The organism is Methylobacterium amylolyticum, from assembly GCF_030700245.1.
Taxonomy (GTDB): Bacteria; Pseudomonadota; Alphaproteobacteria; order Rhizobiales; family Beijerinckiaceae; genus Methylobacterium.
Genome location: NZ_JAUYZI010000056.1, coordinates 21,835 through 32,788 on the forward strand (window position 1 = coordinate 21,835; position 10,954 = coordinate 32,788).

General features: G+C 72.9%; 8 protein-coding genes. 6 read left to right on the forward strand and 2 right to left on the reverse strand.

What is annotated here, in order from left to right:
* Positions 1 to 41: 41 nt before the first annotated feature.
* The 4 genes from Q8W71_RS27350 to Q8W71_RS27365 are packed head-to-tail and all read left to right on the forward strand — an operon-like array spanning position 42 to position 8,209.
* On the forward strand, positions 42 to 3,026 hold the full coding sequence (locus Q8W71_RS27350) for a hypothetical protein (RefSeq protein WP_305528568.1): 2,985 nt from the start codon (positions 42 to 44) through the stop codon (positions 3,024 to 3,026).
* Between the two features lies 1 nt (position 3,027).
* Positions 3,028 to 6,573 carry a hypothetical protein gene (locus Q8W71_RS27355; protein WP_305528569.1) on the forward strand — a complete coding sequence of 1,182 codons (3,546 nt, stop codon included), beginning with the start codon at positions 3,028 to 3,030 and terminating at the stop codon, positions 6,571 to 6,573.
* Positions 6,570 to 7,781 carry a hypothetical protein gene (locus tag Q8W71_RS27360; RefSeq protein ID WP_305528570.1) on the forward strand — a complete coding sequence of 404 codons (1,212 nt, stop codon included), beginning with the start codon at positions 6,570 to 6,572 and terminating at the stop codon, positions 7,779 to 7,781. The genes Q8W71_RS27355 and Q8W71_RS27360 overlap by 4 nt, the downstream gene beginning before the upstream one ends.
* On the forward strand, positions 7,778 to 8,209 hold the full coding sequence (locus Q8W71_RS27365; protein WP_305528571.1) for a hypothetical protein: 432 nt from the start codon (positions 7,778 to 7,780) through the stop codon (positions 8,207 to 8,209). The genes Q8W71_RS27360 and Q8W71_RS27365 overlap by 4 nt, the downstream gene beginning before the upstream one ends.
* On the opposite strand, the gene Q8W71_RS27370 is transcribed toward Q8W71_RS27365, so the two are convergent.
* Positions 8,206 to 8,751: a hypothetical protein gene (locus Q8W71_RS27370; protein ID WP_305528572.1), complete on the reverse strand. Its 546-nt coding sequence runs from the start codon at positions 8,749 to 8,751 to the stop codon at positions 8,206 to 8,208. The genes Q8W71_RS27365 and Q8W71_RS27370 overlap by 4 nt on opposite strands.
* Before the next feature lie 130 nt (positions 8,752 to 8,881).
* Between Q8W71_RS27370 and Q8W71_RS27375 the strand changes: the two genes are divergently transcribed.
* Both Q8W71_RS27375 and Q8W71_RS27380 read left to right on the forward strand, forming a co-directional pair.
* Positions 8,882 to 9,133, forward strand: a complete 252-nt coding sequence (locus tag Q8W71_RS27375) for a hypothetical protein (RefSeq protein ID WP_305528573.1) — start codon at positions 8,882 to 8,884, stop codon at positions 9,131 to 9,133.
* Between the two features lie 139 nt (positions 9,134 to 9,272).
* Positions 9,273 to 9,755 carry a hypothetical protein gene (locus Q8W71_RS27380; RefSeq protein ID WP_305528574.1) on the forward strand — a complete coding sequence of 161 codons (483 nt, stop codon included), beginning with the start codon at positions 9,273 to 9,275 and terminating at the stop codon, positions 9,753 to 9,755.
* A gap of 680 nt (positions 9,756 to 10,435) precedes the next feature.
* Here the strand turns inward: Q8W71_RS27380 and Q8W71_RS27385 are convergent.
* Positions 10,436 to 10,669 (reverse strand): hypothetical protein, encoded by a 234-nt coding sequence (locus Q8W71_RS27385; RefSeq protein ID WP_305528575.1) that lies wholly within the window; start codon positions 10,667 to 10,669, stop codon positions 10,436 to 10,438.
* Positions 10,670 to 10,954 lie beyond the last annotated feature (285 nt).

The following is a 10,954-nucleotide window of genomic DNA, read 5'->3' on the forward strand; positions in this document are numbered from 1 at the left end:
CCGCATTCGCGCAGGTCGATGACACGACCCTGAGCCCGACCTTGCGCGCGTTCCTCCTGGGCATCACCGCCGGTCCGAACGAAGCGCAACCCCCGAGCGCACCGGGCTTCACCGGCTTCGTGCCCCCGGATGCGCCGACGGGCGCGCCGACCGCGATCATCAACCCGTCGGCCCCCAACCTCGGCTCGGTGCTGCGCGGCATGGGTAACGGCGCGAAGCAGGCTGTGCGAGACCTCTACGAGGCTGGCCCTGGCTTCACGTCGCGCTTCCTCTCCGGACAGGTGGATCCGGGTAGCGAGGAGGCGGCGGCCGGCGGCCTCGGCGCGGCCGGTCTCGCCATGGCCGGCTCAATGCCCTTCTCGGCGCCGTCAGGGTCGTTGCGCGCCTTCGGCGGTCGAGCGGCCGATCCGGAGTCGATGCTGGGCCGCCTGTCCGCGGGGCTGGACCAGGAAGCGGCCCTGCGACCGCGGCGCGATCCGTTCGGGGCGCTGTCGCGTCCTGCTCAGGCCGATCCCACCGATCCGGTGGCCGCGTTGGAAGCGGCCCTGGCGAAGAACGCCACGGCGCCGTCGCCTGCCGCCGCGCCGATGCGCGAGCCCTACGCACCGCCGTCCGCGCCCGCTGCGGCACGAGCCCCTGCGGAGCTGCCAACGGCGCTGGAGACCCGCGTGCTGCGGGCCGCCCGCGACGCACAGGGGGACGGCTTCAAAGGCGATATCTGGGACGTGCGGCCCCGCCTCGACAACGTGCCGGAGCCCGACTTCCGCGACGCGCTGCTCGGTCTCCAGCGCAAGGGCTATGCGACGCTGAGCCAGTACAGCGACCCGAAGGCCATCCGCGGCAAGGTCGGCATCGACATCGGCGGCGGCGACCCGCGCCACATCGTCATGCTGCGGCCGGAGGGCCGGGCAGCGATCGAAGGCTTGCCGGTCCAAGACCTCTACAGCGGCGGCCCCGCGGGCGCGGCGGCCGGCCTCCCCGCCATCGCCGCACCCCCCGATCCGAAAGGTACGCCCGTGAGCGCAGGCCCCGCACCCTTCGGCCAGTTGCCCGCGCTCGCGGGCTTCTCGCCCGACGACCTCGCCGCGCTCGTCGCGCGCGTGCAGGCTGGGCCTGGCCAGCCCTCGCCATCGGTCGCGATGAACGAGGGGCAGGTGCAGGGGCTTGAGCGGGCCCTGGCCTCGCAGCAGGACCGGGCGGCGCTGGACGGCCCGTCGGCGATCGACCGCCTGCTGTTCGACCGCGGCGGCATGGGCGGCGGGCGCAACGGCTTCGCGGGCACCTCCGGCGGCTCCCTGCCGGGCGCCTTCGAGCCGCGCGACGTGCCCCTGCCACCGCAGCGCCCGTCCGCCGAGGCCCTGATGATGCCGCAGCCGGACCCGGCGACCACGGGCGGCGTCTCGGGACTGAACCCCGGCGCCGCGCCGGCCTCCGGCCCGGTAGCCTCGGGTATCGTGCGGCCGGGGCAGGTGTCTTACCCGAGCCGGATGGACCCAGAGAGCGCACGGGCGCTCACGGGCCGGCCAGACGGGGCGGAGGGCGGTCCCCGTCCCGATGCGGGCGCTCTCCCGGCCAACGCCTTCGACCCGCTCACGGGCCAGCGCGTCTCGGGGAACCCGACGCCGCTCCAGGCCCCGCAGGCCGCTACGCCGCAGGTTGCGGGTGCAGGTGCCGCCCAGGGCTCGCCGATGCAGCAGTTCCTCTCCGGCATCGGCCGGGGCAACCCGGACCTGTCCAACCTGCTGCTCAACATCTCGGCGGGCCTGCTGAGCAACCGCGGCATCGGGCAGGGCATCGGCGCCGGCCTCCAGAGCTATCAGGCCAGCCGGGCTGGGAACCTGCGCGAGCAGCTTCAAGCGATCCAGTTCCAGCAGCAGATCCAGGCGCAGAACGCGACTCGGTCGTATCTGCGCAGCAAGGGGCTGGACCCCGGCGCCGTCGAGGCCGCGACGCTCAACCCGTCCCTGCTCTCGCAGATCAACAAGGACCCCCAACAGTTCACGGTCGACGGACGGGTCTATCTCGGCCGTGCGGACCAGCCGAAAAGCACGTGGCAGGATCTCGGGTCCGCCTCGGGGCCGCCGGCCAATTACGAGCGCGCCCCCGACGGCAAGAGCTACCAGTACATCCCCGGCAGCGAGGCCGACCCCGCCGTGAAGGAGCGGAACGCTCTCGCGGTGGCGCGGGACCAGACCGTGACGCCCTTGCTCACGCTGGAGGAGCGCCGGGCGAGCGGCATCCAGGACCACGATCGGCGGTCGGCGTGGAAGAGCGCGGGCGGGGCCGTGAAGTTCGACGACGGGCCCAAGCCGCAGATCAGCACCACCCGGAATTCGGACGGGTCCTCGACGGCGCGCCGGTACGACGCGGCGACCGATTCCTTTCGCGAGATCCCCGGCAGCGGGGGTGGTGCGATCGACACGGCCGGCGTCCCGCCCGGCGTCGACCCGCTGACGTACCGTCGGGAGGCGGCCAAGGCGGCGGTGGCGGAAGGCAAGGCGGCCGACCAGCGGGCGCTCCAGGCGCAGGGCGCCATCCCGATCCTCGACCGGGCGCAGTCGGCCTATGAACGGTTGTCGCAGAACGGCGGCATCGGGCCGTTCCAAGCCTCGACCCTCAACCGCAGCGTCACGGGCGCGATGGGCCGCCAGAACGAGATCGACCGGCAGGAATACGAGGCCGCCGCGAAGCAGCTCGAACTCCTCCAAGCTCAGATCTCGATGAAAGGCCAAGGCGCGATCACCGAGGGCGAGCGGCGCATCCTGGCGATGACGCTGCCGCGCCTCGACGCGGCCTCGCCGGAGACGGGGCTGGGCACGCTCAAGGGCATGCGGGAGCAGTTCGGCCGGGCGATCAGCGCTCCGGGCCTGCCAGGCTCCTCCGGCCATCGGGATCAGGGCAGCCCCGCCGCGCTGACGCCGCCGGCCGGCGCGGTGCAGGCGCTCCAGGCCGACCCGAGCCTGCGGGATCAGTTCGAGGCCAAGTACGGGCGCGGCTCGGCCGCCCGTCACCTCGGAGGGCGCTGACGTGGCGAACTTCTTCGATCAGTTCGACAGCGCGCCGGCGCCTGCGCCCTCCCCTTCGGTCGCCGGAAACTTCTTCGATCAGTTCGACACACCGGCACCCGGTGCTGCGGGGTCCGTTGGGATCTCCGGCGCCGACCCCGGTGCGCTCCAGATCCGCGTCGGCGCGGGGCGCGCTCCGGAGGCGCCGGCCTCGTTCGCGGATCGTGTGGCGGGCGATCACAGCGCGCCGCAGCGGTTCGCGAGCCAGGCCGGGACCGATACCGCCCTCGGCGCCGGGCTGCGGGCGAAGGCCGACGAGATGCTGATCGGCAAACCGTCGGCGGAGAACAGTGCCATCGCGGGGCTGCTGAGCGCTGGGCAGGCGGCGAGCCTGAACGCGGCCGGGAACCTCGGCGCCGCTGCGGCGACAGGGCTCGGCGCCTACAACGACAGTCGCCTCTCCGATGTGCTCGGCAAGATCCCCGGCTACAGCCCCCGCTCGTTCACCGAGAACTACCGGGCCTTTCAGGACATGATCGGCGCCTACACCCGGCAGAACCCCTATTCGGCGGGCGCCGGGACGGTGGCGGGCGCGGTCGCGGCGGCGCCCCTGCTTCCCGGCCTCGCGGGCGCCCCGGCGGCGTCGCTGGGCGGCCGGGCGCTCCAGTATGGGGTCACGGGCGGGTTGTACGGCGGCGCGGCGGAGGCGCTGGACAGCAAGGACCCGCTCAAGGCGCTCCAGGCCGGCGGCGTCGGGCTGGCGCTCGGGGCCCCGCTCGGGGTCGCGGCCGAGAAGGCGGCCCCCTACGTGGTGCGCGGTGCCGAGAAGGTCCGAGGGATGTTCGGGGGTGGCGCTCCCGCCGAGGCCGTCGCCGACGGCTTCACGCCACAGGCCCGCGGACTTCTCCATGAGATGGGGCTGGACGCCACGACACTCCCCGACCCGCTCGCGCAGAGCCTCCGCACCACGTTCGCGGCCAAGGGCGTCTCCCCCGCGGCGGTCCGCGAGGCGCAGGCGGCCGAGTTTGGGATCCCGCTCTCGCGCGCGCAGGCGACGGGCGATCCGATGGCCCTGTCCGCCGAGTTGCGGGCCGCTTCCGGCTCCGTGGGGCAGCGGGCGCAGACGGCGGCGACCGACTTCGCCGGGCGGCAAGGCGAGGCGACGGGGCTCGCCCGCGAATTCCTCGCCCGGGTGCTGGCCCGGGAGCACGCCCCGGTCGCCAACCCTCAGGCGGCAGGAGAGGCGGTGGCGGACGCGGCCCGCCGGATCGGCGATGACTACGCCTTCCGCGGAGCTGCGGCGCAGCGCCAGGCCGACCAGGCGCTCGAAGCCGTGCGAGGACGGTTCGCGCCCGCCGACACGCTGGACGCGGCCTCTCTGGCCTCTCAGGGCGTCCGTGACGCGGCGGCACAGTCCCGGGCCGCCTACAAGCGGGGGTACGACGAGGTCGCTCAGATCCCGGGCGTGTTTGCCCCCGGTGCGCTCGACCGGATGGGCTCGCGGGTGCGCGACCGTCTCGGCGCCGAGGTGCCGATCGACGGGGTTCTCACGCCGGCCGCGACGCGGGCGATCAACGACCTCGACGCCCTGCCGGGGATCTTCGGTCTCCAGCCCGGCGAGGGGCCGAACCTTCAGCAAGTGGACCAGATCCGGAAGCGGCTCGTGGCCTACCGCGGGACGACGGGCGTCAACGCCACCGACCGCCGCGCCGTCGACCGGGTCTTGTCCGAGTTCGACGGGCACGTCGAGGACGCGATGGGCGCCGGGCTGTTCGGTCCCAGGCAGGCCGCAGGGCCGCGAGATTTGGTCCAGGACGGCTTTCCCGGCGCCGCGGCCACTCCTGCCGCCTCCGGACCGCTCCCGGTCGCTGGTGGCCGCCCTGACGCGAAGCCCGAGACGCTGGTGCAGTACCTCGCCCGCAACGGTGGGATCGCGCTGGACGGCGACGCCCGCGCCGCGGATCTCGGGCGGATCATGACCCCGTTCGGACCGCTGGGCCGGAAGACCGGTCGACCGATCGAGGAGTTCCGCGATCAGCTCGCGTCCGAGGGCTTCATCCGCCCCGACAGCCCGGACGGGATGGTCTCCCGCCGCATCGGCGACGAGGTGCACGACCTGATCGGCATCGAGCGCGGCGGCGATCCGGTCTACCGCCTCGCGGATCTCAGCCGCGGCGGCGCGCCTCGCGACGTCGGCGGACGGATCGCGGATCAGTCGGCCGCCTACGCCGAGCGCTTGGCGCCCTTCCGGCAGCAGGTCGCGGACGATCTCGCGGAAGTCGGCTACCGCCCGCGAGACATCGACCCGGCCCACCTCGACGACGCCGCGGCGCGGCTGTTCCGACGCGAGCATGACACCGGCGCCGATGCCTACGAGGCGGCAATCATGGGGCGCGACGCGACCCGCGGCGTGCAGCCTGCCCCGCACGGCACCGGGCCCGTCGAGGCGCCGCCGCTGGACGGGGCGAGCGCGGTGGCCGGCGCCTTCCCCGGCGGGGATACCGCTGCGTCCGACGCGATGCGCCGCGCGCGGGGGCTGTTCCGGGAGCACCAGCAGGCGTTCCGGCCCCGGGATCCGGGCGACGCGGCGGGGCGCAACCTGCAACGCATCGTCGAGGCGGACGCGACGCCGAACGAGGTCGCGTCGATGCTGTTCGGGGGTGCCTCGGGGCGCGTCACGGGCCGGCAGCTCGAAACCCTGGACCGGCTCCGCGCCGTGGTCGGCGAGGACAGCCCGGCATGGGGCGCGGTCCGGCAGGCGGTGATGGGTCGATACCTCGACGGGCGCGACGCCGGCCGGAGCCTCGACTACCTGCTGCGGGGCGAGGGTCGCGAGCTGGCGAGCCGGGTCCTTACGGGCGAGCAGCGTGCTGGGCTCGACGCCTTCCGGACCGGGATGCAGCAGGCGGAGGCGGCGCGGGCCGCGGTGCCAGGCTGGGTGCAGGACATCGCCCGCACCGGTTATGACGGCAACCGGGTGCTGGCCGACCTGTTCGGGTCCGGCATCCCCGGCGCACGGCCGGGCTCGGCGGCCTACGGGCGGGGCCTGCGGCAGTACCTCGGCGCGGACAGCCCGGAGTGGTCGGGCCTGCGGCAGGCGGCGTGGATGCGCCTCACGGGTGACGGCAAGCCCCTGCAACCGCGAGTCGAGGCGGAGCGGATCCGGGCGTTCACGGGCGGCGAGGGCAAGGGCCTCGCAGCCGCGATGTTCAGTCCGGACGAGCTGTCGACCATGAACCGGTACGCCACGGCGGTGGCCGCCACCGACATTCCGAAGGGCGGGCGCCTGCCGGACGGCGGGCGGGCGAAAGCGCTGGCGGGCCACGTCCTCGGCATGCTCGCCTCGGGTGTCGCGGCGCATGTCGGCGGGCCGGTGGTCGGTGCGGTGGCGGGCTACGCCTCGCGGATGGGTCAGCAGGCGGCGCAGGGCGGTCTCGCCGGCCTGCGGGCGGAGCGGGCGTTCAACGGCGGCGCACCGCGCGTGGCGCCTCCCCTGCCGGGCTACGCGACGGATGCGGGCACGGCGGGCGGGCGGCTTGGCGGATTGATCGGAGCAGGTGTGCGATGAGCGGCGGAATATTTGACGCTCTGCTGGGCGGCGGGGCGGGCAGCCCCAACGGCTCGTTCGGCCTGCTCGGCCTGATGGGTGGTCAGGGTGCGGGCCCGATCACCCCGAACCCGATGATGCAGGCCCCGGAGATCCCTGCCGGGGCGCAGGCCGTGAACCTGCCGATGATCTCGGCGGACGTGCCGTCGGCTCCGGCGGGCTTTGCCGGGACGGGGGTGCCGCAGGCGGGGGCCACGACGATCCCGGGCATGCCGATGGCGGGCGGCGGAGGTGCGCCGGGCGGCGGCCCGATGACGGATGCGCAGGCCCTCATCGCCAGCGCGCGGCGCATCGGGGCGGATCCGCTCGATTACGCGACTGTGATGTCCTACGAAACCGGCGGCACCTTCAGCCCATCGAAGTGGGGCGGGGCCCGAAACCCCGACGGCAGCTTCCGCCACATGGGGCTGATTCAGTTCGGCCCGGACGAGCGCAAGAGATACGGCGCGTCGGCCGATCAGTCTTTTCAGGAGCAGTTGCCGGCCGTCGAACGGTACTTGACCGCTCGCGGGTTCCAGCCCGGCATGGGGCGGCTGGATCTGTACTCGACGATCAACGCCGGCCGGCCAGGGCTCTACAACAAGAGCGACGCGGGCAACGGCGGCGCGCCGGGGTCGGTGGCCGACAAGGTTCGGGATCAGATGGGTGGCCATGAGACGAAGGCTGCCGCCTTCCTCGGGGGCGACTATCAGGTGCAACAGAGGCAAGCGCAGCCGATGCAGCGCATGCCCGGCGTGGCCGATCCAATCGGGATGTCCGCGGGCGCCACGGCGCAGCGGGGCGGGTTCGGCCTCGGCGGGATCGAGGCGCAGGGTGCGGCGCTGCCAGGGCAGGCCTCGACGGCTCCGGGGCTGGCGTCCCTCTCGGCTCAGCCCATGACGGCGTTCATGTCGCCTACCCCCGGTATGGGGGGCATCGGCGGCGCAGGTGCTCCTGCTGCGACCCCGCAGCAGCCGACCCCCTACGGCGGCGTCGCCTCGATGCTGCGCAACGTGCTGGGCGGTCAGCAGGGCAAGGGCCAGCAGCAGGGGCAGGCGCAGGGCGGCAGGATGGCGGGGCTGAGCGCCGACGCGCCGGGCGGCCGCGCGATGTCGCTGGGGGAGGCCTACAAGCAGTTCGATCCGTCGCAGTTCTTCACGATGCTTCGGGCCCGCGGGGTGATGCGGTGAGCGGGCTGCGCACGGTGCCGACGGCCGAGCTGCCGGAGGTCTGGCCGCGGGTGCTGCCGTGGATCGCCGAGGCGTGCCGACGCGGGGACAGGGATCAGACGCCCGCGGATCTTCTGCTGCTGTGCCGGCGCGAGGAGGCCGCCCTGGTCCTGATCTACGGCGAGGGGGCCGAGCCCGCAGCGGCCGGCGTGGCGCAGGTGCGGGACCACGCCGACGGCGACCGGGTCTGCGCGATCCTGGCGGTGGGTGGATCCGGGGCACGCGGCTGGCGCGAGACCCTGCGGACGATCGAGGAGAACGCGGCGCGCATCGGATGCTCGCGGATCGCGTTCGCGGGCCGTCCCGGTTGGGCGGCGCTGCTGCCCGACTACGACCGGCAGGTGATGTTCACGAAGCGGCTGGAGCCGGCTCTGGCGGCGGTCGCCTAATCGGCGCGGCCGGTCAGCATCCAGCGCCGGACGAAGGGCCAGAAGGTCATCGCGTTGACCAGCGCGAACATGGCGAGGCCGAACAACGACCCCTCGCGGACGAACAGGATCATGCCCCAGACCATGCCGCCCATCGCGGCGCAAAGCAGGGCGAACTCGATCAGCACGACGCGGACCCGGCGCAGGCGCAGATCGTGGCCGAGCGCTCGCCAGTCGACGATGAGTTCCGGCCCGTCACGGGCGGCGCCGTAGACCGCCACCAGGATCATGCCGACGGCGCGAACGAAGCCGTAGGCCATTGTGGCGGCTGCCGCGACCAGCAACAGCACAATCCCCGCCCCTTTACCGTCTCCCGACAGGGCGAGACCGTAGAGCGCCACGCCAACGCCCAGCGCCGCAAGCAAACCTCCAAGCACCGCCGCCAGTCCCCGGAACGTCCGGTCCAGTCTCTCGGGGAACGGCCGGTCGACGAGGCGGAACCAGCCGCCGCGGGGCGCGGGCTCCTCGTTCGGGTCGTAGGTCTGGCCGTGGTGTCCAGGCATGCCCTCAAAATGGGGGGTGCCGCGCGGCCCGTCGAGGATTGTTTTTCTCTCGGCAGGCCTGGGCTGGGCCTTGGCAAAGCGTAGCAGGAGCTACCATCTCCTCTTCCATCGCCTTTTCGGGATCGCCCCTATGCGCGCGGCTTTCGCCATCCTTGCTTTCGGCTGCCTGCTCCAGCCGGCCGCGGCGGCATCGGGGCGCGATTACCGCGAGTTGATGGCCGGATACGAGCTCGCGTGGCCGAAGTGCCAAGCGCGGACCGAGATGTACGCCGATCAGAACGCGGCGTGCCGCGAGTTGAAGAGCATCGGTAAGCGCCTGTCGGCCGGCGGCTACCAGATCGTGCCGGACACCGCGAATCCCCTGGGCTTCCGTTGGGACTAGGCGTCGGCCCTCGATCGGAGCAGGACCGCCGTGGCGCCTTCAGCGCGACGCTACCCGCGATAACGGCACCTTATCCGGGGTTGGTGAGCGGTGAGCCGGTCGGTCTTCCCCAGTACGGCCCGGGTCGGTAGACCCCCTCATGCCCGTTCTGACCGACCGCCAGCGGATCGAACTCGCAGTTCCCGCCCACCTGCTCTACGCGCTCACAAGCGTGCCGGACGTGTTCGTTCCGGCCGACCCGGCGTTGGCCGCGAGAGCCGCGGCGGATGTCGCCGAGTTGCGGGAGAACCTGCGGACCGCCTGCCTGGAGCCGTTCGCGGACCTGCCGCCGGTCAAGCGGCAGGCGCTCCTACGCCGCCTCGAACGGGTCAGCCAGCGGGCGGTGGCTGGCTGGCACGATCGCCCGGCGCTCAGCCTCATGCTGATGCTCTGGTGCTTCCTGAAGGATCTCACTGACCGTGAGACCCTGATCCTGTGGGAGGGCTCGGCGATGGACCGGGCGATGCGGAAGCTGATGCCGATGTGCGAGCACGGCTTCGAGGTGCATGACGACGCCACCGCAGCCCAGGAGCAGGCTCGCGAGCTGCTCGGCCGTCTTCAGGGTGAGGGGCTATACCTCTGACCTTAGGGCGCTGCTGGGCGGGATCGCCCTGGCTGCGTGGAAGAGCCCATTCCGAGGGAAATCCGGATTTCCCCATAAGTGCGCCCCCTCGTGCCCTCGGGCGACTTGGCGGCGGTGCCGCGCGACGCGGTCCGGGACCGGTGGCAGCCCTATCGAGGCGGGACGGTCCGGCTCGGGCCGCCGGCCTGGGCGACCGGCAATCGCAGGGCTCACGGCGCCGGTCAGCGAGCGATAGGGCGACGCTGAGGCTGCCTCCAGATCGGCATGGGCGGGCAAGCGAGCCGGGCCGCAGACAGACCCCCGAAGCGGCTCCCTGCTGTGGGGAGCGGCGGCATGAGCACCGGCATTGCGCCAGCAATGCTAAAGTGCGCCCTTCCGATCCTCTCCAGGGTGACCGGCGCCGCCCCGTGAAGCCGGGCGCCGACCTCAACCGATCCGCCAGCAGCGCGTCCACCCAGCGGTGCCCCTGCCGCGATCGAGGCATGCGCAGTCCGGCACAACGCTTTGTTGACCGCAGGGTCGTAGGCTCATTCTCGCGACCGGGCCCACCAGTCCGCACGTCTCCTGAGCAGCGTCCCGTCCTTCCCAGGATCCGCGCGGCCTCGCCGGCGTCGTCGCAGTCGAGGCCCGCCCCCATCACCTGTCGGGGGCGGGCCTTCCACGTTCGAACTTCACCCTGATCATACGCCCGGCGGTCCCGCCATCGTACGCAGCAGATCCAGACATTGCCGGCGCTTCGATGGATCGCGGATTGATCGAAACAAGCCGATCAGTTCCTGCTCCTCCGCCTCGGATGGGCCCCGTCGCTCGGCACTGACCCGCGAGAAGAATGCCTCCAATGGCATGTCGAGGGCATGGGCGATCTCGCTCAGAACCCGGCGGGCACGCGCGGCTTCGTCATCGGTATCGGACATCGCGGCGCTTCCCCCGGTCTGAACTCATGCGAGCACGGTGAGTTGCCCCGTTAACCTGAGTTACAATGTGGCATCGGGCTTAGACCTGAACGACTGGGGCGGTGCGATGGCCGGAGATGAGGACCATCAGCCGACGGACGCCTGGGAGTGGCGCAAGGGGGCGCTCACGGCGGCCGGCGTGCTCGGGTTGTGGGAGTGGGACCACCGTCAGGGGACGGCCCGATACTGCCCGGGCGCGGCCGGGCTGCTGGCCGGCGACCCCGAGATGGCATGGCGCGACCTCAC

What these genes read in the sequence shown, in the direction of transcription:
- Q8W71_RS27360 (WP_305528570.1), top strand. Translation starts at nt 6,570, where the DNA reads ATGAGCGGCGGAATATTTGACGCTCTGCTGGGCGGCGGGGCGGGCAGC.
- Q8W71_RS27370 (WP_305528572.1), bottom strand. Translation starts at nt 8,751, where the DNA reads ATGCCTGGACACCACGGCCAGACCTACGACCCGAACGAGGAGCCCGCG.
- Q8W71_RS27375 (WP_305528573.1), top strand. Translation starts at nt 8,882, where the DNA reads ATGCGCGCGGCTTTCGCCATCCTTGCTTTCGGCTGCCTGCTCCAGCCG.
- Q8W71_RS27380 (WP_305528574.1), top strand. Translation starts at nt 9,273, where the DNA reads ATGCCCGTTCTGACCGACCGCCAGCGGATCGAACTCGCAGTTCCCGCC.
- Q8W71_RS27385 (WP_305528575.1), bottom strand. Translation starts at nt 10,669, where the DNA reads ATGTCCGATACCGATGACGAAGCCGCGCGTGCCCGCCGGGTTCTGAGC.